This window comes from Mucilaginibacter flavus (assembly GCF_030409315.1).
Lineage (GTDB): Bacteria > Bacteroidota > Bacteroidia > Sphingobacteriales > Sphingobacteriaceae > Mucilaginibacter > Mucilaginibacter flavus.
On sequence record NZ_JAUFPS010000041.1, the window covers coordinates 344,934 to 369,182 of the forward strand.

Below are 24,249 nucleotides of genomic sequence, written 5' to 3' on the forward strand. Positions count from 1 at the left end.
CTATTGTTGTTTATGACAGATGTTTGCCAATTTATATCGGTTGGTCAGAAACATAATACAGATAGGTGGGTTTTATAATTATCAATTTAACATCAACTATGAAACTCAAAATATCAGAACCTTTTTGGCAGGTGGTAGGGCTGGGGGCGTTGGCCGGTATGCGTTCTGCATCGGCACCTGCTATTGCAAGTCATATATTAAGTCACCATCAATCCAAACAATTGGATGATTCACCTTTGGAGTTTATGCAATCAAAAAATGTGGCGCTGGCGCTTAAAGTACTCGCCGTAGGCGAACTTATTGGTGATAAGCTACCGTCGGCCCCTGATCGTATCAAGAAAAGATCTGTGGGCTTCAGAATGCTTTCCGGAGCATTGGCGGGAGCAAGTGTTTACAAGGCTATTGGTGGCAAAGCAGCCATGGGCGCTTTGATAGGCGGGGCTTCGGCATTAGCATCTACCTTTGGTAGTTTTTACCTGCGTAAAGGTGTTGTTAAAACCACCCGGATTATGGACCCACTTGTGGGTGCTATAGAAGATGCCCTGGTTATCGGCAGCAGTGTGGAATTGGCCAACGCGGCTTAACTTTCCATTTTTTGCTGCATATACTTTTCAAGATTGCTCACTTCATTACGAATCCTTGGTAAACTACCCGGATAATTTTGCTGGATGTAGCCTATTAGGTTTTCGCGGATGTAACAGCGTAAATCAAAAGCTTCTGATGAGTTACGGGCGCTCATCAACACACGCACTTCAATGTTATTTTCTTTAGTATCTGTTACTTGTACAACCTGTACTTTTTTATCCCAGAGCGGACTCAGATTAATGAGTCGTTCAAATTCCTTACGGATAACATCCATGGGGATGGTATAATCTACATATAAAAATACGGTACCTAATATTTCTGATGTGGTTCTTGTCCAGTTTTGAAATGGTTTGGTGATGAAATAGTTGATGGGTAAAATAAGCCGCCGTTTGTCCCATATATTAAGCACAACATAGGTTAGTGTAATTTCTTCCACACGGCCCCATTCGCCTTCTACCACCAATACATCATCAATACGAATAGGTTGTGTAAACGCTATCTGGAAGCCTGCCAATAAGTTCCCCAATGAATTTTGCGCTGCAAAACCAACTATAATTCCTCCAATACCCACGCCGGTAAGTAAACCCGTGCCAATTTTACGCATGCTGTCAAAACTTAACAGGATAATGGCCACGGTTACAAAAATGATTACCACCACCAAAAACTTGCGGATAAACTGAATTTGAGTGCGCACTTTGCGCTCAACCAGGTTATCGGCTTTGTTGAGGTCATATGTATGATAAATGTAATCTTCTAAAATGCGGATGCTGCGTACCAATATACCGGCAAAGGATATCGTTAATAATATTTCAATAGTTTTATCAAGGGGGGTAAGGTATTCCTTTGCCATCCTCATTAGGGGGATAAAAAGATTGAGCAGAAAAAGCGGAATAAAATAAGTAATGGCCTTGCCCAGGTTTACAATTACCGATCGGAACAGCGAGTAATCCGTTTCTTTCTTTTCGGCGTAAATTTTAAATAAGCGGGTTACAATTACTTTTATCAATAAACCAACCAAAATGGCTGTTATGGCAATAATGAGATTCCATACAATGGAGGGTATTTGTTTAGAAAACTCAAGCAGATCCGGGGGAAGTTTGTTCACGATATCCATAGTTTAAAACAATAGTTAATCAGTATGATAAATACGCCGAATGTAAAATTGTTTTAGCAACGTGTAACGAAATAGGTGTTGATACACGTAAGTGTAGAATAATTGATAGATTTGTTTAAAAAGTCAGGAATTTACTTTCGTTTACCACGAATTACATAATTTAAACAGCAAATGGCTGCAGTTAATGACCATCAGGATATAAAAAGGGAAAAGATATTAGAGGCATCGCATCAGCGGTTTTTGCATTATGGTTACTCAAAAACCACCATGAACGAAATTGCCGGCGATCTATCTATGTCAAAGGCCTTGTTATATTACTACTTTCCGGATAAAAGCCAACTATATATAGCGGTGATGCGCAAACTGGCTAATGATTATCTTAAATTATTGGAAGATAATATGGATAGCTTTAGTAATCTTAAAGACGCGTTTGTTTTTCAGATAAATACCCATCACGATTTTATAGTTAAAAACTATAATTTTTTTGATTTTTTCAGACTTAATGAACAAAATTTGCCCGATACCATTTGGGAAATCGTTGACCAGGTGAACCAGGCTCAACTTGGCTTATTAGGTAAATCTATTAAAACCGAAGTAGAAAAAGGCGTTATAAAACCAGTTGAAAACCCTGAAGAAATCATTGAACTATTACTTGATGCCATGCACGGGATAAGGGTAGGTTCATCGGCAGCGCAAAAAAAAGCAAGTTTTCCGCGTAAGGAGCATCTGGAAGAAATTCGCACCAAGAAACTGATATTGATAGATATCTTTATAAAGGGTTTAATGTATTGATCGTTGCAATCGATTAACACAACCTATTACTATGTCAGGATGTCGTAAAAATAGGTTATTGGGTGTAATTGCGACAGTTTTTATAGATACTTTTGTACAGAACATTTAATGATGGTCTTTTTCAATAAAGATCATTTCAATTATTGTTATACATATCCTGTTTTCAATAAGAGGTGATTGTTTTAGAGTGATTTAGCCGGATAGAGATCTGATCTTTATCCGGCTTTTATTTTAGAGTGTTTCACTTACCATCAACATCTGCCGATTTTAGTATCGCCAGTGGTAATTCTCTAAACACCGAAGCCATTGTAATTTCATCTGTCGTGGCAATTAATTTGCTGTTCAAAATGTCCCGCCAAATTACAGGGGCGTTATCTGGTAGCATCAACCTGGTGTTGTGCCAATCCAGCTCATGGGGTTTCGAGCTATCGGTATTGATTTGCGCGAGATGTAGGGGAATAGCAACAATAAACCATTCGTTATTGTTGATACGCGCGAATGCCATCACGTTATCTTTGTATTTACCTTTAACATTTAAAGGGGTATAAATGCCATTTTCAAATAACAGGGGATTGGCCCGGCATTGTTTAAAAAGCGTGTGGGTAAGCCAAAGCTTAATATGCCCGTCGTATCGGTTTTGCCAAAGAGTATCAATAGGGATGTTATCTTTAACAATAGCATTTAAGCCTTTTGCCCTTGAATCGTAATCAACAGGTCTGCGATTGTCCGGATCAACCATGCTCAAATCCCAAAATCCGCAACCCTGGTAAACATCCGGTAGGCCAGGACAGGTAAATTTCAAAACTGTTTGCGAAAGTGAATTGATGATGCCATAATCTGCCACCTTGTTTAAAAATGGCTGTAGGCTTTGCATAAAATCACTGCCAGGTTTTAAGATGGCATTAACGAATTTTTTAGTGCCTTCTTCATAATTTTCATTGGGTTCGGCCCATTGGGTATGGAGTTTGGCTTCGCGCAGGCCTTTTATAACATACTCCTCAATTCGGTTTAAAAAATCGTCGTCATCTTCGCCGGGCATGGGCAAGCTTCCTATGATACTTTGATAAAGTAAGTATTCGTCATTAGCATCGGGGGCTTCGTTGGTTTTATGCTTTGCATTGATTTGCCGCCAGTAGCCAACTATGGTAATCCATTCATCGGCAATATCTGTCAACACATTCAATCGCGCTCTTACACCTTCGCCACGTTTGGTATCATGCGTTGCTGTGGCGTTCATGGCAAGGGGCCATCGCTGTTGCCGCTTAATTATGGCCGCATGGAAATCATCAACCGCCAATCCAAATGTTTCGGGCGTATCACCAACTTCGTTGTGGCCAATGAAACGATCGTAGGTATACATTAGGGTATCTTCAACGCCTTTGGCCATTAGTGGGCCTGTAAACTGCATACAACGCTGATAAAATTGTAATATGCGTTTACCCTTTGCCTGCTTGGTATCATCAAATAACAGGCTTTGAAACAAGTTAGCGGCGGGTATTAAATCCGGCTTCGCTTCGCCGATGTTTTTAATGACGGTTTCAATTGCTTTTTGCTCGTTAACAGGCAATGGAAAACTGTTACCATAATAGCGGTATACAGGGCAACGGATTAAAAATTCGGCTATGAGCAGCTTAAAATTCTTGTCTTTAATTTTATCATCGCTAAGTAATTCCAAATCGCAAAAAAGCTGGTATAAGTTTTCAAGTTCGCCATACATATGCTCATATAAAACGAGCGATTTCTTTTTCAATATGGCTTTAGTGATGACAATTTTATCCTTGGTGAGTTCTCGATAAAAATTGGCGAAAGCGCTTTTACTTTCTGCCTGGGTAAACAGGTTATTTACCGTAGCCAGGAAATCGTACCCCGTGCTGCCTTGTACGGGCCAGTCGGTTGGGAAATCTTCCCCGTCTTCCAATATTTTTTCAACCACGATATAGGTTTCCGGCCCTGTCAAAGTACGAAGCTGTTCAAGATAACCCTTAGGATCAAACAAGCCATCAATATGATCAATCCGCAGCCCTTGTATAATATCCTTATCCAGTAATTCTTTAACTAATTCATGGCATGTATCAAATACCTGTGGCAATTGCATATTAAGGCATATCAAACCATTCACCGTAAAAAAACGACGAAAATTAATCTGCCTTTCAGTATCCTGCCAAAAACATAACTGGTAATACTGCTCATCAGCTATGCGCTTCAATAAACCGGTATCGGTATTCACCTTTTCAATACAATGCTGCAAAATCTTTTTTTCTGCTGATGATTTATTCAGGGAGGCAAGCTGCTCTTTCAGCTCGATAAAACCAAGCGAGTACGCTTTATCATCGTCCGTTTGCTGCAGTTCATTAATTTGCGAAATCAACGTGGCAATTGCCTCATTCGGTTCGTACGATGTTTGTAAAATGGCGATATAACCATGCAGGTTAATCGGGTAGAATTGACCGCTGCAGGAAAATACAAACCCCGACTTTTTTAATTCAACCTGAATTTGTCCCTCGCTTAATGCTTCTTCAAAAGGAACGCCTAAAAACGGTACCATCAACCTGGTATTATAAATGGGAGCCGACCAATTGATGTCAAAAAAATCGACATAAGCAGATCTTTTACCTTTTTCAAGCACATCCATGAGCCAGGTATTATTGGGGTGATAAGCCATGTGATTAGGCACAATATCCTGAAGCCAGCTGACGTTGGCCTTTTTTAGCGCTTTGCTGATAGATTCCAATTCGGCCATTGTGCCAATCTCGGGGTTAATGCGCAGCGGGTTTACCACATCATAGCCATGCGTACTGCCGGGCACAGCCTCAAAAATAGGGGAGGCGTATATGGTGCCAATACCCAATTCTGTTAGATAGGGAATAATAGCCTTTAAGTGTTTAAAGGTAAAATCCTTATTAAACTGAATGCGATATGTTGCGATAGGGTTATGCATGATATTGGGTGTAAATTAAAATAGCCTCTGGAGGTACACTCAATTTACCTGCGCTTATTATTTCTGGTGATGTGGCCGGTCCGTTCCATTTCGGATCTGCGCTATCCAATAATTTTTGCCAATTGGTTACCTCTTCGGGTATGTTGATCTGTTGTTGCTGCTTAGAAAAGTTTAGTAGACAAATAACCTGTTGGTCGTTTGTCCACCGTTGGATAACAAGGGTGTTATTCACTTCATCAACTACTACACTCATGTTTTCACGATCGGTATGCTTAAATGCCGATTGGCTCTTTCTGAGTTGGATGAAATTTTTGTAATAATCAAGCATCACTTTGTGATGCCCTTTGTCCAATAAATCCCAGCTGAGTTTTGAATTTTCAAATGTGGATATCGCTTGCGGATCTGGTGCTTCGCCCTCGGCATGAAAATCGGCAAATTCGGCTTTGCGGCCTTTTCTTACGGCTTCAATCAATTCTTTTTCGCTATGGCTTACAAAAAACTGGAAGGGGTTTGTTTCACTCCATTCTTCGCCCATAAATAGCATAGGTAAAAACGGACTAATCATTACCGCGCCAGCCATCAGCTTCTGCATTTCAAAGCTAAAAAGCTGGCTTGAGCGCTCGCCCAGCATGCGGTTACCTACCTGATCGTGATTTTGAGAAAATACAACAAACTGGCTGCCATCAATTCCTTCTGTTGTTGTACCGAAAGTTTTTTGCCTTTGGTTGGAATACTGCCCATGATATACGTAGCCATTTTGATAAGCGTTTGCTAAATCGGTAATCCCATTAAAATCGCTGTAATAACCGTTACGTTCGCCGCCCGCGGCAACACGCAAGGCATGATGAAACTCGTCTATCCATTGCCCGCTAAAGCCGTAGCCCTCTTTTTGTAATGGGTTGATGTAACGGGTGTCATTCAAGTCGCATTCGGCAATTACATAGTGGGTTCGACCGGCTTGCTCCATTAATTCAGCAACATGCTGATTAATCTCCCTCAAAATATGGACCGGACTAAAATCCCGGATAGCATGAACCGCATCCATGCGCAAAGCGTCCACATGAAAATCGCGAAACCACATCAGCACATTTTCAATAAAATATCGCCTTACCTCATCGCAACCTGCATCATCAAAATTGAGGGCGCTGCCCCATGGCGTATGGTACTTATCGGTAAAATAGGGGCCAAACTGTCCGAAGTAGTTGCCCTCAGGGCCTAAGTGATTGTAAACAACATCTAAAATTACAGCAAGCCCTTTTTTGTGACACGCATTTACTAATTGCTGTAAAGCTGCCGCACCTCCATAACTGTTTTGCACTGCGAATGGGAAAACACCATCGTACCCCCAGTTGCGGCTACCCGGAAACTGTGATACCGGCATAATTTCAATGGCGGTTATACCCAACTTTATAAGGTAATTCAATTTTTCTTCAATACCATTAAAGGTGCCATCAGGAGAAAATGTGCCGGTGTGTAACTCGTAAATAATATAATTTGACAACGGAATGTTTTGCCAACCATGGTCTGTCCAATCAAAGGCTTTAAGATCAAATGCCGCCGAGGGGCCGTGTACGCCTTCGGGCTGAAACAATGAAGCCGCATCTGGTAATGTTTTATCATTTACCAAAAACTGATATTGATCTCCGGGTTTGAGTTGATCTGTTGTTACAGAGAAATAACCATGCTGTTGTTTAAGCATGGCTACTTCACTGTTTTTAAGCTTTAGTACAAGATGATCTGTAAATGGTGCCCAAACCAACGCCTCTGCTGTTCCCGATGTATTAAAATTAACCCCAATAGTTCTGTTAATGATGTTTTGTTTCGCCATTGTGGATCAACTCGTGTTTTAGTAATATAACCGATCTTGCTTCTACCTGTATAGTCTCTTCTGCCTTGTAGGTTCCTTTTACTTCATCAAATTGCTTTTTATTAGTGTCTATGATTAGTTCCCAATCTTCAGAATACTCGTCGCTTGGTAATTTGTAACTTAGTGGCTCGTTATGCGCGTTGAAAATCACGTAAAAGTTATCGTCGACAACTTTTTCACCTTCAGAGTTTACGCTGTGCAAACCAAGCCCGTTCAGGAAAACCGCTACCGATTTCGCAAAATCGTGGTTCCAGTTGTCTTCACTCATTTCAGATCCGTCTGGTAAAAACCAGGCTATATCAGCAACTCCACTTTTTTTATCGGCCTCTCCTTTAAACCAGCTTTTACGTGAAAAAGCAGCGTGCTCTTTTCGTAGCTTGATGAGCTTACTGGTAAAATCCATCAATTCCTTATCCATGGTTTCCCAATTAATCCAGGAGATTTCGTTGTCCTGGCAATAGGAATTATTGTTGCCGTTTTGTGTACGACTCATTTCATCGCCAGCCACCAACATAGGTACGCCTTGCGAAAGGAAAAGGGTGGTTAAAAAATTCTTTTTCTGCTTTTCGCGAAGTTCATTTATGGCGTTGTCATCGGTAGGGCCCTCTACGCCACAGTTCCACGAACGATTATGGCTTTCACCGTCGTTATTGTCCTCACCGTTGGCTTCGTTGTGCTTTTCGTTATAGCTCACAAGGTCGGTAAGGGTAAACCCATCGTGCGCGGTAACAAAATTGATGCTGGCCGTAGGCCGGCGATATGATTTATAAAGATCAGAGCTGCCGGTGATCCTGTCGCCAAACTCGGCAAGCGAGCTCTCTGTACCGCTCCAAAAATCGCGGATACTGTCGCGATATTTGCCGTTCCACTCGGCCCACCCTGCGGGGAATTTGCCTACCTGGTAGCCGCCTTCGCCAATATCCCATGGCTCGGCTATCAACTTAACCTGCGATATACATGGGTCCTGGTGAATGATATCAAAAAAAGCGCTCAGCCTGTTTACTTCATGTAATTCGCGAGCGAGGGTGGCTGCCAAATCAAACCTGAAACCATCTACGTGCATTTCTAAAATCCAATAGCGCAGGCTATCCATCATCAGGCGCAATACATTGGGTAAATTAGCATTGAGTGTGTTGCCCGTGCCGGTGTAATCCATGTAATAGCGATTATCCTCGGCAAGGCGATAATAACAACAATTATCAATGCCGCGAAAAGATAGGGTAGGGCCCATTTCGCTACCTTCGCCGGTGTGGTTGTAAACAACATCAAGGATCACCTCAATACCTGCTTTATGAAGTTCTTTCACCATGGTTTTAAATTCGGTTACCTGCCCGCCAAGCGCTCCGCTTGATGAATACCTTGCATCGGGTGCAAAAAAGCCAATGGTATTATAACCCCAGTAATTGGTTAAACCTTTATCTATCAAATGCCTGTCGTTCAAAAAATGATGGATGGGCATTAGCTCTATGGCCGTTATACCAAGCTCTTTTAAATATTTAATGGTAATGGGGTGTCCAATGGCCGCGTAGGTACCCCTGATGTCTTCCGGAATTTCGGGATGCATTTTGGTGAAGCCTTTAACATGCGCTTCATAAATTACCGAGTTGTAATATTCAATGCATGGCGCGGTATCACCCTCCCAATCAAAATTATGATCTATTACAACAGATTTAGGCACAAAAGCCGCATTGTCGGTTTCACTAAAGCTAAGATCATTATCAGGATTGCCGATTTCATAGCCGAATAAAGAGTCGTCCCAGTTAATAACGCCCGATATGGCTTTGGCGTAAGGGTCTAATAATAACTTATTGGGATTGAACCGATGACCATTCTCAGGTTCATAGGGCCCGCTTACCCTGTAGCCGTAAAGTTGTCCTGGTTTTAAGCCCGGAATATAAATATGCCAGATAAGTTCAGAGTATTCGGTAATTTTTATTCGTTGTGATTCAATTTCGTCTTCATGGTTATTGAAAAGGCAAAGATCTACCCCGGTAGCATTTTCGGAGTATAACGTAAAATTTACGCCTTTGCCATCCCAGGTTGCGCCAAGGGGAAACGATTTTCCTGGATATGTAGTTATTTTCATATTGATGATTGATGTTCAAAATTTGTAATGTCACCCTGTTAAGGAAAATCCTGCGAATTTTGTTTTAGAGCGATGAACTTTTTGTTACAAACATTGTTGGATAATTTAAAATATAGAAGCACAAAGAATACGGCTTATGTTATTTAAAAATAGGTTAATTCATAGTTGATTGTTATGAATATCTATGTAGCTTTGTATTAATAATACTACCTAATAATGAGCAAAAAAATATTTGTTGTTGAAGACGACGCCGATCTGTCTGAGGCTATACAGATGATCTTACAAAGCGAGGGGTATAATACTGTGGCATCCTTTGATAAAAACTCTATCAAAGGGGTTATTTTACACATGCCGGATATGGTGCTGGTTGATAATAAGCTTAAAGACGGGTTTGGCAGCGAACTTTGTGCCGCTATAAAAAAACATCCGCTCACCAGTCATATCCCGGTTATTATGATATCTGGCTACGCCGATATTGCGGATATAGCTAAAGCTTGCGGTGCCGACGCATGGTTGAGTAAACCATTTGAGTTAACAGAGTTGACTCGTATGGTGGCGTATCACTTAAAGCACGCGGCTTAATTTAAAAGCAATTTCTCCCTGTTCTTCAATATTTCAAAAAGCGAAAACGATTAGTTCATCAATTCAGGTATTGCTTGTTTCGTTTCTTTTTTCAAAAAGGCTTCAAACGATTCGTCGTCATAATTACCAGGACCGGTATGTTTATATTTTAGACTTCCATCTTTACCCAGTACCAGCGTTGTAGGAATGCTGCCATCCAGTAAACTATCAGGGAAAGGATTAACAGAACTATACAAAGGCAAATCATAATCATTGTTTTTCAAAAACACTTTTGATTTAGCAAAGTCGTTATCTACATCAACCATTATAAAAACTATTTGTGAGTTGTTTTTTAGTTTTTGCCTTAGTTTATTAATTGCCGGCATTTCGGCTAAACAAGGTGGGCACCAGGTAGCCCAGTAATTCACAAACACAACTTTGTTTTTCAGGTCCGATAGGGAAGTTATATTACCGCTTGTATCACGATAACTATAATGGGACAGGTTGGGATGTAATTTAAAATTATGGGCATCCTCACTAACATCTGGCTTGTATGAACCTATGAACATGAGGCCACGGATAAGGTAACCTTTGGCGGTAGGGCTGGCCATCGTTAGTAATGTTAGCGCCACCACTATTGCTAAACCGATATTTGAAAAGTTAAAGTATCTTTTTTGTTTCATGTTGCTAAAATGGTTTAGTAGTTACTTCAATGCGGCAACTTATCGCGCAATAAGCCATAAACCCAGGTACCGGCAATGGCACTTAATAAGGTAACTGCAATTACTCCAAAGCCACTGCCTATTTGAGCGAACAGGGGGCCGGGGCAGGCGCCTGTTATAGCCCAGCCCAATCCAAAAATCAAACCGCCATAAACGTTACCCCAGTTGAATGTTTTAAGGGGGATGGTGATCACTTCGCCATGAATGGTTTTAATATTGAATTTTTTGATGATTAAAACAGAGATCATACCTACAATAATGGCGCTCCCTATGATACCATACATATGAAAAGCTTGCAACCTGAACATTTCCTGTATTCTGAACCAGGATACAACCTGAGATTTGATTAGCATAATGCCAAAAAGTAACCCCACAAAAAAGTATTTAATATTTTTCATGTTACAGGTTAATAAGGTATGGTAATATAAACCAGGTCATTGCAAAACCACCTGCCATAAAACAGCAGGTAGCCACCAATGAAGGCCATTGCAAGTTTGAAATACCCATAATAGCATGCCCAGATGTACAGCCGCCTGCGTAGCGGGTACCGAAGCCAACCATAAAGCCGCCAACGATCATAAAAATAAACCCGCGCAGGGTAAATAATTGGTCAAAACTGAAAATATCCTGCGGTAGTAAACTGCTAAAATTTTTTACGCCTTGCTGTTTAAGTAGGGCAGTGGTATGCGGATTGATATTTACGTTTTGGTTGCCCGATAAATATTGAGCCGCAATAAAACCGCCTAAAACAATGCCGGCGACAAAAAACAGGTTCCAGCTTTCCTTTTTCCAATCGTACTTAAAAAACTGAATATTCAAGGGCAGGCAGGCAGCGCAAATATGTTTTAAGGATGATGAAATACCGAATGTTTTATTACCAAGCAGGAGTAGCGCGGGCACTACAAGCCCAATTAACGGCCCTGCAATGTACCAGGGCCAGGGTTGTTTTAAAAAATCCATTTTACGATTTTGATGATAGCGAATATACCTATTAGTTGATCGTAAATGTAGTTTTCAGCGTACCTATAAACTGTGAGATGTACAATTTTACTTTTTATTTGTTTTAGTGTTATTGTAACAATATATTTACCGGTGATTATACTCGCTAAGACATATCTGATTAAGTGAAAAGATTTATTGCTATACTGTTATTAAATGTGCATCTGTTCAATTTGGGCGGGTATCACTTTGTATTTCAGTATTTGATCAATCAATCAGACGTGCAAATAGTTAAGCAGATCTATGAAAATAAGATAGATGCTACCAAACTTGTAGAAATTAAGATTCCTGTTCACATGCCCGGTATCCACCCATGGAAAAACTATGTACGGCTTAACGGGCAGTTGCAATTAAAAGGTGTTTATTACAATTACCTGCGCTACAAAATGTCGCCGGATACAATGTCGTTCATTTGTATCGCCAATAGTGTTAAAACACAGTTGGTTACCGCCGGTCTGGTGATAGCCAAAGAACTCAATGATGTGCCTCTAAGCAAAAAAGGGCATGATTCATCATCGTTAAAAAAAGTTAACGTGGGTGGCGACTATAATTTTACAGTGCTTCATTATCAATTTACCACGTTTTCAACCGTTTTAAAAGCTGAAACGAGCCCTATAATCTACCACCTTCATCATCCTTACATTGAATCTCCCGGCAAACCGCCAAACTTTACCTGCTAATTATACCCATAAATTATGATGTTGAATTGTTCTTTATTGATAAAGTGCAGTTTGATTAAAAATTATTGCCAAGTAACCGTATTGCCGTTTTAGCAGCGCATATGTGTGTGTTGGACGATACTCATAATTTAAAATCAATTTTCCCTTAGCATTCAGATAAAAACAATTATTGGGGTATTAACCTGCCGCTGATGATGCTGTATTAACTCGTTTGTTAATTATTTAGTTGCTTATTTTTCTTACTTAGATCGAATGAAACATTCTTTACGTTATTTTTTCAGATGCTGTATGGTAGTTGCGTGTTGCCTCAGCTTGTCAAATTTTGCGAAGGCACAAACAGATGCCGATGCTTTAATGATTCCCAAAAACTACGTTTGTGCTGCCGGCGTTTATACACACAGCCAGTGGGATCATTACTGGGAGGGTACCTTTAAACGCGATGCGCCAAACCTGGGTACCGTAAGTTCAAACTCATATATGCTGGGCTTTGTATATGGCCTTTCAAACCGCATTAACCTATCTGTAGCGCTGCCTTATGTAACTACCAATGCAAGCGCCGGAACTTTACGCGGCGAACATAACCTGCAAGACGTAAGCGCCTACGCCAAATGGCTTGCCGTTAAGCAAGAAGTAGGTAAAGGCTTGTTTACGTTTCACGCCATTTTATCAGGATCGATACCTGCAAGCAACTACCAGGCCGACTTTTTACCCTTATCAATTGGCCTGCACAGTAAAAACGTTGCGTTGAGAGGCCTGGTAAATTACCAGATAAGCCAGTGGTTTGTTGCCGGTGCTTATCAGTATATACGCCGCAGCAATATCACTATCGACAGAAATTCATACTACACCACAGAGATGCATTATACTAATGAAGTTGAAATGCCCAACGTATCTAACTACCTGGTTAGCGCGGGTTTCAGGAGTTTAGCATTCAATGCCGAGGCTACTTTAACCAAAGTTACTACAGAAGGTGGTTTTGATATCCGTAAAAACGATAATCCGTTTCCAAGTAACAGGATGAATTCAACATTAGCCGGTGTTATTTTAAAATACACTTTTCAAAAAATACCTGGGTTAGAGCTTACAGCCGGCGGTAATTATGTATTAAAAGGCAGAAACGTAGGACAAAGCCGCACGATGTACGGCGGCATCTACTACATTTTCAATACTAAAAAAGAAAAATAATCGTAAAGAACGTTTAAATAGAATCTGATGAAAAGATCATTACATTATATACTTCCATCTTTGTTTTTAGGAGTAGCCGTATTCGGCTCATCCTGTAAAAAGGATATTACAGATCGCACCAGCTTATACCCGGCTTTAAGTCCCACAAATATTGATCTAACAGCTGATACCTGGAAACCCGTACTGATAAAGGATTTTAGCACACTTACCGTGGTTGCTCCCGATGCTGTTACATCTCCGGCCTACCTTGCCGATATTAACGAGATCAAAGCTTCGCAAAGAAATTTAACTGCCGATCAAAAGGCATCTATCAAATACTGGAGCGCCGGAGCCGTTTTAAGGTGGAACGAAATTTTGCGCCAGCTGGTAGCTAAACACAACGTGGCTCCCTATCAAAATCCCGATGGCACTTACCCTGCACCAAACTCGGTCAATCCGTTCAATTACCCGGAGTTCCCGTTTTCAAACCCGCCTTATGCAGCCAGGGCTTACGCCTATGTAAGCGCCATGCAATATGATGCTTTAATAGCAGCGTGGCATTTTAAAAACGTATACAACCGTACCGCTCCTTATAAAAACGACCCGGCTGTACAGGCATTGGTTCCGGTTTCTGCACTTCCATCGTACCCCAGCGAAGACGCGGTTGTTGCAGGTGCAACTGTAGAGATCATGAAACTGTTGTTCCCTACAGAATTGGAGTATATTAACCAAAAAGCACAGGAAGAAAAATTATACCGTATAATGGCAGGCGCGAACACCCGTGGTGAGATCACCGCAGGAGAGTCATTAGGTAAACAGGTTGCCGCTTTATTTGCGGCAAGAGCCCGTACCGACCGTGCCGGTAAAGCTATTGGCGATGCAACCGTTTGGGCTAAGTTGCAAACCACAGCTTACGATAAAGGTCACTACTGGCAAAGTTTGGAAACACCTAAAAGGCCGCCAATGCTTCCGTTGTTTTCTAAAGTTATTCCGTTTTTATTTGATACTTTAACTGTAGTCGCTTTGCGCCCTGCGCCACCATATATCAACGGCTCGCCAGAGTTTATCAAAGAGGCCCAGGAAGTTACAGCCATGAGCAATAACCACAGCCGTGATCATGAAGAGCAAGTGGCCTTTTGGGCCGATGGTATAGGTACTTACACGCCACCTGGCCACTGGAATGCGATAGCCGCCGATGAGTTTGTAAAACAAAATTATAGTGAGGTGCGTTGGGCGCGTAATTTTGCGCTATTAAACATGGCCGAAATGGATGCTGCTATTGTTTGCTGGGATACCAAATACTTTTACTTTAACGAGCGTCCGTCACAAGCCGATCCGATTATTAAAACTTTAACAGGTGTACCAAATTTTCCGGCTTACACCTCGGGACATTCTAACTTTAGCGCCGCTGCTGCAACCGTGTTAACTTATTTATTACCGGATAGGGGAAGTAAATTTACTGATTTGGCACAGGCGGCCGCAATGTCAAGGCTATACGGTGCTATTCACTTCCGCAGTGATTGCGAGGTTGGCCTGATAACCGGAGCCAAAGTTGGGCAATATGCTGTTACCAGGGGTAAGGCTGACGGAGCAGGAAATTAATTGCAAAGCAAAAGGAGTTAAAAAATGTCGCGCTTAACTATTGATCAAAAAATATATTTCACACTGCGTTTTGCTTCGGCAATGTGCTTTATCGGGCATGGCGCTTTTGGTATTATTACCAAACAAATCTGGTGTAACTACTTTGGTATTTTTGGTATAGGTCATGATATGGCCTATACCCTAATGCCGTATGTTGGTGTTGCGGATATTATTTTTGGTATATCACTATTGATTTACCCTGTAAGGGCGGTAGCTGCATGGCTGGTTGTATGGGGATTGGCAACCGCCTCTATGCGACCATTATCAGGCGAGCCCTTTGCCGAGTTTATCGAACGTGCAGGCAATTACGGGGCACCATTTGTGCTATTATTACTGCAAGGCGGTTTTAAAATTCCGTTTAAGCGATGGTTTAGCCGCATGGATGATAACGTAAGCTTAAATGCCGATACATTAAAAATGGCTGTCAGTTTTTTAAGGGTATTTGCTTTTTTGTTGTTAGTTGGCCATGGTTGGTTAAACGTTATTGAAAAGAAAAGCCTTATTGGTCAGTATCATGCTTTGGGGTTTAATGACCCTGCAAAAACGGCGCATATTGTTGGCATTTTTGAAATTTTGGCCGCATTTTCTATACTCATTCGTCCTTTTGCCAATATATTGCTTGTATTTATCGCCTGGAAAATTGTGAGCGAATTGTTTTATCCAAAATATGAAATTTTTGAATGGATAGAACGGGGTGGCAGCTACGGCGTGCTGTTATCTTTATGGTTCGCGGTTAAAAAAGCGCCCTCGGGTTTCCTATCGTTTACCTTAAAAAAACAGGTTCCAATAAAAGTTTAATCATTACATAACAACCTATAAAACATAGGTATAAGTTGGGTTTTACGGCTCGGCTTAGCCACGCTTTTATCTAAACATTACAAATACCAAACCTATTATGAAATCAATCTTAAAATTTATTACCTGCGTTTCTTTCGCAACATTATTGTTTTACAACAAGGCCAATGCCCAGGGCTGTGTAGCCATCAGGAGTACCGGCGGCTTATGTACAATGGATGAACATCCCGATAGCACTAATGCCGATGCAGGCAGCTGGTTGTTTAATAGTAATAATCGCTACTTCCGGTCATAGAAACACTTTGTAGGTACACAGGAGCAAAAGCAACGCATAGCACTGGGTACCAACGTAATTAATCATTCTTATACCCAGGATTTAACGCTTACCCGCATTTTTAATAACCGTTGGTCGTTTGCGGTTGATGTTCCTGTAGTGGATAACAGCCGTTCATCATTATATGAACATGGCGGCAAAGAGCGCTTAAGTACACATTCTTTTGGTTTAGGCGATATTCGCCTAACTGCTTATGCATGGTTATTAAATCCAGCCAAGGCACGTAAAGGGAATATCCAGGTTGGTTTAGGCCTAAAGCTGCCAACCGGTAATTACAATTACCAGGATTATTTTTACCACACCGGCGCAAATGATACCCGCACATTAGGTCCGGTTGATCAGTCTATACAGTTAGGGGACGGCGGTACAGGCATCACTACCGAACTGAATACCTACTACAATTTCACTCATAAATTTGGCTTGTATGGCAGTTTTTATTACCTCATTAGCCCAAGGGAGCAAAACGGCGTATCTACAGCCCGCGGTAGTGTACCAAGTGCTAAAGCGGTAGCAAACGGCAGCGATGTTATGAGCGTGCCAGATCAGTTAATGATAAGGGGAGGCGCAAGCTACGGCATCAGCAAATTTGATTTTTCGGCAGGTGTGCGTTATGAGTGTTTACCGGTTCATGATTTGGTAGGCGGCAGCAATGGCTTCAGAAGACCAGGTTACATTATATCGGCAGAGCCAGGTGTAACGTATCGTTTAAAATCTTTGTCTATATATGCGTTTGTACCGGTAGCCTTAAAACGCGACCGTACGCAAAGTGTTCCCGACAAAATTTCGACAAACCTAACCGGTACTTACACACAAGGCGACGCGGCTTTTGCCGATTACGCTATCAACATTGGAATTACGTACAGATTTAAATAAAGTTGGTTTACTGATTTAAGTAGAAGCCGGGCTTGAGACACCCGGCTTTTTTGTTTTTTATGATACTATTTTATTAAAAAAAGATAGTTTTACGCTATGAACACTCCCGAAGAAAACTTTGCGGCATTAGGTTTAAACCTGCCGCCTGCACCAAAACCACTTGGTGTTTATAAACCTTGTTTGGTTGATGGTAAATACCTTTACTTATCAGGTCACGGAACAGTACAGGATGATGGTACATTAATTATTGGCCGTATTGGGGATACTATTAATATGGAAGATGGTAAACTGGCAGCGCGCCAGGTAGGCCTGGCTATGCTGGCCACCATTAAAGCCAATATTGGCAGCCTTGATAAAGTAAAACGCGTTATTAAAGTATTAGGCATGGTAAACTGTACACCGGATTTTGAAAGGCATCCTTTCATTATTAACGGCGCAAGCGAACTGTTTGCCAAAGTTTGGGGCGAAGAAAACGGTATAGGCGTACGTAGCGCTGTAGGCATGGGCTCGTTACCAGATAACATTCCGGTGGAGATTGAAGCATTGTTTGAATTAGCTTAATTTTAGTAGTAAGTAGTTAGTATCAGGTATCAAGACACCTTGCAGTTTTGATACCTGGTTGGATGATATTTACTATAGCGATGGGTTTAAAACCTATCGTTATTTTTAAAGCCTTAATTTTTTATGACTGATCACTCACCAATCACTATTCACTGGTTTACAATAGATAATGTAGATAAACTGGATACACCGGCTTTGGTGGTTTATCCGGATAGGGTGCAGGCCAACATCGATTTGCTTAAAACCATGATTGATGATGTTGCCAGGTTAAGGCCGCATGTAAAAACCTATAAAAATAGGGAAGTAACACAGCTACTGCTTGATGCCGGTATCAACAAATTTAAGTGCGCAACCATTGCTGAGGCCGAATTGCTGGCTATTTGCAAAGCGCCCGATGTACTGCTGGCTTATCAACCTGTTGGGCCGAAGTTGCACCGGTTTATCAAACTGATACATGCATATCCACAAACCAAATTCTCGTGTTTGGTTGATAATGATGTTGCTGCCAAAGAGATCTCAGATGCGGCGAAACGGTATGAGATAAGTATCGATGTTTATTTAGATTTAAATGTTGGTATGAACCGTACGGGCATTGCACCGGGCTTTGAAGCTTTGCAATTGTATATGGATTGCGCGGTTTTGCCGGGCATTAATCCGGTAGGGCTGCACGCTTATGATGGCCATATTCATGATATCGACCTTGAAAAAAGAACCGAACGTTGTGACGCGGGTTTTAAAGCAGTTTTAAAATTACAGCAGGATTTACACGGCAAAGGGTACCCCGAGCCTGTTATAGTGGCAGGTGGATCGCCAACGTTTATAATTCATGCTAAACGGAAGCAGGTACAGTGTAGCCCCGGTACGTTTGTTTATTGGGATAGAGGTTATGAAGTGGGGATTCCAGAGCAACTTTTTTTGCCGGCGGTGCTGGTAATTACACGAGTGGTTTCGTTACCCGATGCCACCAAACTTTGTTTAGATGTTGGGCATAAATCTGTATCGGCCGAAAATGAATTGGGTAAGCGCGTTTACTTTTTAAACGCTCCCGAATTGATACCAACAGGCCAAAGTGAAGAACACTTGGTAGTTGAAGCTGGCAAGGGCCACCATTGCCAAATTGGGGATGTACTTTATGGCATCCCGCATCATGTATGCCCAACAGTGGCTTTACATGAACGGATTTATACTATTGAAAATAATACACTTACAAGCGAATGGCTGAACAGCGCCCGCGACCGTAAGATTACCATTTAACATAAAAAAAACATGTTTATAGTAGATGCCCATTTAGACCTGAGCATGAACGCGTTGGAATGGAACCGTGATCTTACCCGTCCGCTGGCCGAACTTAATCAGCGCGAAGAAGGTCTTACCGATAAACCAGATCGTGCTAAAGCAGTAATAACCCTACCCGAATTACGCAAGGGTAATATTGGTTTAGTTGTGGCTACACAAATAGGAAGGTACGTTGCCCCGGGTAATCCTTTACCCGGCTGGCATTCGCCAGAGCAGGCCTGGGCGCAAACGCAGGGACAGGTAGCCTGGTACAAAGCCATGGAAGATGCCGGCGAAATGGTGCAGGTAAATGATCTGGCATCACTTGAAAAACATTTGGCTTATTGGAACGATGTTGAGCCGGTGGATGGTAAAGCTATTGGCTATATCCTGAGCTTAGAGGGTGCGGATTCTATTGTAACCGTGCAGCACCTGGAAAGGGCTTATAACTATGGGTTGCGTGCTGTAGGTCCGGCACATTACGGCCCTGGTAGGTATGCGCAGGGTACCGACGCTACCGGTTACATGGGCCCCAAAGGCCATGAATTGCTAAAGGAGATGGAACGCCTAAACATTATCCTGGATGCCACCCATTTATGCGATGATAGCTTTTGGGAAGCATTGGATCATTTTAATGGCCACGTTTGGGCAAGCCACAACAACTGCCGGGCACTGGTAAACCATAACCGTCAATATAGCGATGAAATGATTAAAGTATTGATAGAACGGGGAGCGGTTATTGGTGCGGCTTTAGATGCCTGGATGATGGTACCGGGATGGGTGAGGGGCGTATCAACCCCTAAAGGCATGAACTGTAATATGGAAGTAATGGTTGACCACATCGATCATATTTGCCAGATAGCAGGCAATGCCTTACACGTAGGGATGGGTACTGATTTAGATGGCGCTTTTGGGCGCGAGCAATGCCCTTATGATTTGGAGACTATAGCTGATATGCAAAAAGTTCCGGCTTTGTTAAAGAAAAGAGGCTATACCGATGCAGATATCAATAATATGATGCATGGTAACTGGCTAAGGTTTTTAAGAAACGCCTGGGCTTAAAGGCGAGGGTCTAATAAGCTGTTAAAAAAAGAAATTTATTCATTGCCGTTGACTTTAGTCAACGGTAAAATACAGCGTCATTATTGGCTTTAGCCCCAATATTCAGACGGAATTTGGCTAAAGCCATTCGCTTTTTTAATATTCCGTTGACTAAAGTCAACGGCAATGATTTTTATATCATACAAAAATAATCTGAACGGAGTGTAAACCGCTCCTAAGAAAAGTCTTGACTCTTGATTCTAATCTCTTGACTCTTTTTTCACCCCCGTGTAAAACAATAAGCTACAATCCTGATAATATCTGTAAATAAACCTACTTTGCATTAATGAATGCAGAACAATCGAGGTTAAAGGATACAAGCTGGAAAAAATGGGGGCCATACGTAACTGATCGCCAATGGGGAACTGTTCGTGAAGATTACAGCGCCAATGGCGATGCCTGGAATTATATTACCCATGAAATGGCCCGCAGCAAGGCTTATCGCTGGGGTGAAGAAGGTATAGCCGGTATTTGCGACCGTCAGCAGATCCTCTGTTTTGCCCTGGCCTTATGGAACAAAAAAGACCCCATCATCAAGGAACGTTACTTCGGCCTCAGTAATCCCGAAGGCAACCATGGCGAAGATGTGAAGGAACTGTACTACTACCTGGATAGTACGCCCACGCACTCTTACATGAAAACGTTGTACAAGTATCCCCAAAACGAGTTTCCCTACAGCTGGCTTGTAAACGAAAACAAACGGCGCAACAGAAACGATCCGGAGTTTGAGCTGATGGATACCGGCATTTTTGACAATGACGAATATTTTGATGTATTTACCGAATACGCCAAAAATGCGCAGGATGATATCCTCATTAAAATAACAATTCATAATCGGGGCGATAAGGATGCAGCTTTAAATGTGATGCCTACGCTTTGGTTCCGCAATACATGGAGCTGGGGGTATGATCCGTATAAGCCGGGTATCACAGCTAACGGGAATGGCACAACGGGTATTTTCCATAAAGATCTCGGTCAGCTTTGGTTGCATGCCGAGGGAAACCCGCAGGTTTTGTTTTGCGATAACGAAACCAATATGAGCAAGCTGTACCACTATGATAGCGGACTTAAATATCACAAGGATGGTATAAACGATTATATTGTACATGGCGCCAATACCATCAACTCTAAAAATACGGGCACCAAAGCCGCTGTAAACTATGATATTACCGTAGGTGCAAAACAAAGCATTACGTTGCGGTTAAGGCTATCGCCCGACGCCAACTACGGTTTTGAAGATTTTGACCACATCTTTGATATTCGCCTAACCGAGGCCAACCAGTTTTACAACGACATATACAGCAATAAAGACGATGCCGACAGGTGTATGGTTCAACGCCAGGCATTTGCGGGCATGTTGTGGAACAAGCAATTCTATTACTCAGATATCCGCCAATGGCGACATGGAGACCCAGGGCAACCCAAGCCACCGGCACAAAGAAAAACCGCCCGAAATAGCAAGTGGAAACACCTGAATACCAAGGATATTATTTCCATGCCAGATAAATGGGAATACCCGTGGTTTGCGGCCTGGGATTTAGCATTCCACTGTTTACCACTGGCTACGGTTGATATAGCCTTTGCCAAAAATCAATTGGTGTTGCTTACCCGGGATTGGTATATGCATCCCAACGGACAATTGCCCGCCTATGAATGGGATTTTGGCGATGTAAATCCTCCTGTGCATGCCATGGCTGTTTGGAACATCTACAAAACAGATAAAACGGCTAACGGGGGTAAAGGGGATACTTACTTCCTGGAAAGAGTTTTTCACAAACTGATGCTCAATTTTACCTGGTGGGTAAACCGTAAGGATGCATCTGGCAATAATATTTTTGAAGGCGGTTTTTTGGGGATGGATAACATAGGCGTGTTTGACAGGAACACCCGATTGCCATCCGGTCAGCACTTGGAGCAAGCCGATGGCACCAGCTGGATGGCCATGTATTCATTAAACCTGCTGCGCATCGCTACAGAACTGGCCGAAACGGATAAAGCTTATGAGGATATTGCCTCAAAGTTTTTTGAACATTTTATTTATATCGTGGGTGCCATGTCAAACCTTGGCGAAAACAACCAGGGTTTGTGGGATGAAGAGGACGGTTTCTTTTATGATCAGTTACGCTTCCCCGACGATGGATCGGTAAAAATGAAGGTTCGTAGTATCGTGGGCTTAATCCCATTATTTGCTACTGAAGTTTTAGACGAAAGTGATATAGCCGATAGCCCCATCTTTACAGAACGCATGAAATGGTTTGCCGAAAAGCGGCCAGATTTAGCTTCGCTGGTGTCCCGGTGGAACGAAAAGAGCAGTACCGGCAGGCATTTGATTAGCTTACTCCGTGGTTACCGGATGAAATCAATCCTGAAATACATGCTCGATGAAAAAGAGTTTTTGAGCAATTATGGTATTCGGTCACTTTCAAAATACCACCAGGAGCACCCTTATAAAATATCGGTTAATGGAATGGAGTTTGGTATAGGCTATATTCCCGGCGAAAGTGACAGTGGCCTATTTGGTGGCAACAGTAACTGGCGTGGCCCGATATGGATGCCAATCAATTATCTCATTATTGATAGTTTACACCGCTTCCATCATTACTACGGTGACGATTTTAAGGTAGAATGCCCAACCGGATCTGGCATTTTTATGAATTTAGGTGAGGTTGCTGGCGAACTTTATAACAGGGTATCAAAGCTGTTTTTAAGGGACGACAAGGGTAACCGAGCGATATTCGGCAACAATCAAAAGATGCAAACCGATCCCCATTTTAAAGATTATATCCTTTTCTACGAGTTTTTTGATGGTGATAACGGGCGGGGAGCAGGTGCCTCGCACCAAACCGGGTGGACTGGTTTAATAGCAAACTGTTTGCATACAGTATAGCGGCCTCTACTAAATCCTTTCCGCTGGTTAGCGGAAGAACTTTAAAATATGCAAATTAAAAAGTCTCCCCCTTCAGGGGGAGATTTAGAGGGGGCTTATTATTGTGTAAAAAAGACACAATAATATATAAAATGCTGAAAATTAATTTTTAGATTTACTGTACCACATTAAAACTAAAATTATCAGCATGAATTACAACAGGAGAAAATTTATCCAAAGTGCGGGCGCGTTGGCACTTGGCGGTATGGCTATGTCTGGCAAGGCAGCAAGTTTGCTAAGCAATATGGCACCGCATCCAATAGGTTTACAGCTATTTACCTTTTTTGGCGTTATTGACGAAGATGTAAAAGGCACGCTCACCAAAATAGCGGCATTAGGTTATAAAGACATGGAATCGGCCTTTAGCAAAAAAGGCGGTTATTATGGAATGAAACCAAAGGAGTTTAAGGCGATGGTTAATGGCCTGGGCATGAACTGGACATCGCACCACGTACTTGGCGCACCTTTCAAACTTCCTCCCGGAACTAAATTACCTAACGGTGCCGATGGTAAACCGATGGTGATCCCGCCAATGAAAAATCTGCGCGATAACATGCAGGAATTAGTTGACGACGCGGCCGCAGGCGGTATTAAATACCTGGTTTGCGCAAACTCGCCAACCAGTACCTTAGACGAAATAAAATCAACCATCGAAGTATTAAACAAAACAGGCGAAGCCACCAAAAAGGTAGGAATCCAGTTTGCATACCACAACCATGATATGGAGTTTCATGCGGTTGAAGGTAAAGTGCCATATGATTTGCTATTGAGCGAAACCGATCCGCATAACGTGAAAATGGAGCTTGACCTGGCCTGGGCTGTTAAAGGTGGTAAAAACCCTGTAGAGATGTTTAAACAACATCCCGGACGTTTCCCGCTCTGGCATGTGAAGGACTTGGATGCCGAACGTAAAACGATATTACCGGTAGGTAGTGGTACAATAGATTTTAAACCCATCTTCGCGGCTGCAAAATCAGCAGGAATGCAGCACTTCTTTGTAGAACACGACGGCCCTAAAGATCCGTTGGCGAGCATCACTGCCAGTATCAAATATTTAAAGGGGACGTTAAAGGTTTAAGTTGTTCATTTGTTCACTGGTTCATTAGTTCATTGGGCTCTTATGTTGTTTGATAGATATAGCAGATTTCCTGATTTATTAATATTGCTATTTCATATATAAAGTTATCGAACTTTTTACCAATCAACTAATGAACCAGTGAACCAGTGAACCAATG

Annotated in this window: 21 protein-coding genes; 14 read left to right on the forward strand and 7 right to left on the reverse strand. The window is 42.0% G+C overall.

From position 1 onward, the window contains the following. Positions 1-98 precede the first annotated feature (98 nt). Entirely contained in the window at positions 99-584 is a 486-nt protein-coding gene (locus QWZ17_RS20690) for a DUF4126 family protein (protein ID WP_290307210.1), read from the forward strand. Here QWZ17_RS20690 and QWZ17_RS20695 read toward each other — a convergent pair. Further along, positions 581-1,690, reverse strand: a complete 1,110-nt coding sequence (locus tag QWZ17_RS20695) for a mechanosensitive ion channel family protein (RefSeq protein WP_290307211.1) — start codon at positions 1,688-1,690, stop codon at positions 581-583. The two genes, QWZ17_RS20690 and QWZ17_RS20695, sit on opposite strands and share 4 nt — an antisense overlap. A 180-nt stretch (positions 1,691-1,870) precedes the next feature. On the opposite strand from QWZ17_RS20695, the gene QWZ17_RS20700 reads away from it, so the two are divergent. Beyond that, positions 1,871-2,491, forward strand: a complete 621-nt coding sequence (locus tag QWZ17_RS20700; protein ID WP_290307212.1) for a TetR/AcrR family transcriptional regulator — start codon at positions 1,871-1,873, stop codon at positions 2,489-2,491. A gap of 241 nt (positions 2,492-2,732) precedes the next feature. On the opposite strand, the gene treY is transcribed toward QWZ17_RS20700, so the two are convergent. Genes treY through glgX form a run of 3 tightly spaced genes read right to left on the reverse strand, consistent with a single transcriptional unit; the run spans position 2,733 to position 9,382 of the window. Then, a complete protein-coding gene (treY, locus tag QWZ17_RS20705; RefSeq protein WP_290307213.1) occupies positions 2,733-5,429 on the reverse strand; it encodes a malto-oligosyltrehalose synthase in 2,697 nt (898 codons plus the stop codon). Further along, positions 5,422-7,257 carry a malto-oligosyltrehalose trehalohydrolase gene (treZ, locus tag QWZ17_RS20710; protein ID WP_290307214.1) on the reverse strand — a complete coding sequence of 612 codons (1,836 nt, stop codon included), beginning with the start codon at positions 7,255-7,257 and terminating at the stop codon, positions 5,422-5,424. Before treZ ends, treY begins: the two co-directional genes overlap by 8 nt. After that, the gene (gene glgX, locus QWZ17_RS20715; RefSeq protein ID WP_290307215.1) at positions 7,235-9,382 is read right to left on the reverse strand and encodes a glycogen debranching protein GlgX; all 2,148 of its coding nucleotides are present in this window, start codon (positions 9,380-9,382) and stop codon (positions 7,235-7,237) included. Before glgX ends, treZ begins: the two co-directional genes overlap by 23 nt. Before the next feature lie 216 nt (positions 9,383-9,598). Here glgX and QWZ17_RS20720 point away from each other — a divergent pair, with 216 nt between their 5' ends. Further along, on the forward strand, positions 9,599-9,964 hold the full coding sequence (locus QWZ17_RS20720) for a response regulator transcription factor (RefSeq protein WP_290307216.1): 366 nt from the start codon (positions 9,599-9,601) through the stop codon (positions 9,962-9,964). Between the two features lie 50 nt (positions 9,965-10,014). Here the strand turns inward: QWZ17_RS20720 and QWZ17_RS20725 are convergent, their stop codons facing one another. From QWZ17_RS20725 to QWZ17_RS20735, 3 genes are read right to left on the reverse strand one after another with little or no spacing between them, the layout of a single operon-like run. Next, positions 10,015-10,626, reverse strand: a complete 612-nt coding sequence (locus QWZ17_RS20725) for a TlpA family protein disulfide reductase (protein WP_290307217.1) — start codon at positions 10,624-10,626, stop codon at positions 10,015-10,017. A gap of 26 nt (positions 10,627-10,652) precedes the next feature. Further along, positions 10,653-11,063 carry a DUF6691 family protein gene (locus QWZ17_RS20730; protein WP_290307218.1) on the reverse strand — a complete coding sequence of 137 codons (411 nt, stop codon included), beginning with the start codon at positions 11,061-11,063 and terminating at the stop codon, positions 10,653-10,655. A gap of 1 nt (position 11,064) precedes the next feature. Then, positions 11,065-11,625, reverse strand: coding sequence for a YeeE/YedE family protein (locus QWZ17_RS20735; protein ID WP_290307219.1), 561 nt, complete (start codon positions 11,623-11,625; stop codon positions 11,065-11,067). Between the two features lie 164 nt (positions 11,626-11,789). On the opposite strand from QWZ17_RS20735, the gene QWZ17_RS20740 reads away from it, so the two are divergent. The 11 genes from QWZ17_RS20740 (at position 11,790) to QWZ17_RS20790 (ending at position 24,092) form a co-directional block, all read left to right on the forward strand. After that, entirely contained in the window at positions 11,790-12,344 is a 555-nt protein-coding gene (locus tag QWZ17_RS20740) for a hypothetical protein (protein ID WP_290307220.1), read from the forward strand. Between the two features lie 312 nt (positions 12,345-12,656). Beyond that, on the forward strand, positions 12,657-13,529 hold the full coding sequence (locus QWZ17_RS20745) for a hypothetical protein (RefSeq protein ID WP_290307221.1): 873 nt from the start codon (positions 12,657-12,659) through the stop codon (positions 13,527-13,529). A 27-nt stretch (positions 13,530-13,556) separates the two neighbouring features. Beyond that, the gene (locus tag QWZ17_RS20750) at positions 13,557-15,110 is read left to right on the forward strand and encodes a vanadium-dependent haloperoxidase (RefSeq protein WP_290307222.1); all 1,554 of its coding nucleotides are present in this window, start codon (positions 13,557-13,559) and stop codon (positions 15,108-15,110) included. A gap of 24 nt (positions 15,111-15,134) precedes the next feature. After that, positions 15,135-15,947: a hypothetical protein gene (locus tag QWZ17_RS20755; RefSeq protein WP_290307223.1), complete on the forward strand. Its 813-nt coding sequence runs from the start codon at positions 15,135-15,137 to the stop codon at positions 15,945-15,947. Between the two features lie 97 nt (positions 15,948-16,044). Further along, positions 16,045-16,239, forward strand: coding sequence for a hypothetical protein (locus tag QWZ17_RS20760; protein ID WP_290307224.1), 195 nt, complete (start codon positions 16,045-16,047; stop codon positions 16,237-16,239). 138 nt (positions 16,240-16,377) lie between these two features. After that, positions 16,378-17,151 carry a hypothetical protein gene (locus QWZ17_RS20765; RefSeq protein ID WP_290307225.1) on the forward strand — a complete coding sequence of 258 codons (774 nt, stop codon included), beginning with the start codon at positions 16,378-16,380 and terminating at the stop codon, positions 17,149-17,151. A 96-nt stretch (positions 17,152-17,247) separates the two neighbouring features. After that, positions 17,248-17,712, forward strand: coding sequence for a RidA family protein (locus tag QWZ17_RS20770; RefSeq protein WP_290307226.1), 465 nt, complete (start codon positions 17,248-17,250; stop codon positions 17,710-17,712). Positions 17,713-17,835: 123 nt separating this feature from the next. Next, positions 17,836-18,966, forward strand: coding sequence for a D-TA family PLP-dependent enzyme (locus QWZ17_RS20775; protein WP_290307227.1), 1,131 nt, complete (start codon positions 17,836-17,838; stop codon positions 18,964-18,966). 12 nt (positions 18,967-18,978) lie between these two features. Continuing rightward, positions 18,979-20,049: a dipeptidase gene (locus QWZ17_RS20780; protein ID WP_290307228.1), complete on the forward strand. Its 1,071-nt coding sequence runs from the start codon at positions 18,979-18,981 to the stop codon at positions 20,047-20,049. A 325-nt stretch (positions 20,050-20,374) separates the two neighbouring features. Beyond that, a complete protein-coding gene (locus QWZ17_RS20785) occupies positions 20,375-22,975 on the forward strand; it encodes an MGH1-like glycoside hydrolase domain-containing protein (protein ID WP_290307229.1) in 2,601 nt (866 codons plus the stop codon). A 187-nt stretch (positions 22,976-23,162) separates the two neighbouring features. Next, positions 23,163-24,092, forward strand: coding sequence for a sugar phosphate isomerase/epimerase family protein (locus QWZ17_RS20790; protein ID WP_290307230.1), 930 nt, complete (start codon positions 23,163-23,165; stop codon positions 24,090-24,092). Positions 24,093-24,249 lie beyond the last annotated feature (157 nt).

What these genes read in the sequence shown, in the direction of transcription:
- QWZ17_RS20790 (WP_290307230.1), top strand. Translation starts at nt 23,163, where the DNA reads ATGAATTACAACAGGAGAAAATTTATCCAAAGTGCGGGCGCGTTGGCA.
- QWZ17_RS20700 (WP_290307212.1), top strand. Translation starts at nt 1,871, where the DNA reads ATGGCTGCAGTTAATGACCATCAGGATATAAAAAGGGAAAAGATATTA.
- treZ (WP_290307214.1), bottom strand. Translation starts at nt 7,257, where the DNA reads ATGGCGAAACAAAACATCATTAACAGAACTATTGGGGTTAATTTTAAT.
- QWZ17_RS20720 (WP_290307216.1), top strand. Translation starts at nt 9,599, where the DNA reads ATGAGCAAAAAAATATTTGTTGTTGAAGACGACGCCGATCTGTCTGAG.
- QWZ17_RS20770 (WP_290307226.1), top strand. Translation starts at nt 17,248, where the DNA reads ATGAACACTCCCGAAGAAAACTTTGCGGCATTAGGTTTAAACCTGCCG.
- QWZ17_RS20735 (WP_290307219.1), bottom strand. Translation starts at nt 11,625, where the DNA reads ATGGATTTTTTAAAACAACCCTGGCCCTGGTACATTGCAGGGCCGTTA.
- treY (WP_290307213.1), bottom strand. Translation starts at nt 5,429, where the DNA reads ATGCATAACCCTATCGCAACATATCGCATTCAGTTTAATAAGGATTTT.
- QWZ17_RS20755 (WP_290307223.1), top strand. Translation starts at nt 15,135, where the DNA reads ATGTCGCGCTTAACTATTGATCAAAAAATATATTTCACACTGCGTTTT.
- QWZ17_RS20690 (WP_290307210.1), top strand. Translation starts at nt 99, where the DNA reads ATGAAACTCAAAATATCAGAACCTTTTTGGCAGGTGGTAGGGCTGGGG.
- QWZ17_RS20775 (WP_290307227.1), top strand. Translation starts at nt 17,836, where the DNA reads ATGACTGATCACTCACCAATCACTATTCACTGGTTTACAATAGATAAT.
- QWZ17_RS20750 (WP_290307222.1), top strand. Translation starts at nt 13,557, where the DNA reads ATGAAAAGATCATTACATTATATACTTCCATCTTTGTTTTTAGGAGTA.
- QWZ17_RS20780 (WP_290307228.1), top strand. Translation starts at nt 18,979, where the DNA reads ATGTTTATAGTAGATGCCCATTTAGACCTGAGCATGAACGCGTTGGAA.
- QWZ17_RS20730 (WP_290307218.1), bottom strand. Translation starts at nt 11,063, where the DNA reads ATGAAAAATATTAAATACTTTTTTGTGGGGTTACTTTTTGGCATTATG.
- QWZ17_RS20760 (WP_290307224.1), top strand. Translation starts at nt 16,045, where the DNA reads ATGAAATCAATCTTAAAATTTATTACCTGCGTTTCTTTCGCAACATTA.
- QWZ17_RS20725 (WP_290307217.1), bottom strand. Translation starts at nt 10,626, where the DNA reads ATGAAACAAAAAAGATACTTTAACTTTTCAAATATCGGTTTAGCAATA.
- QWZ17_RS20785 (WP_290307229.1), top strand. Translation starts at nt 20,375, where the DNA reads ATGAATGCAGAACAATCGAGGTTAAAGGATACAAGCTGGAAAAAATGG.
- glgX (WP_290307215.1), bottom strand. Translation starts at nt 9,382, where the DNA reads ATGAAAATAACTACATATCCAGGAAAATCGTTTCCCCTTGGCGCAACC.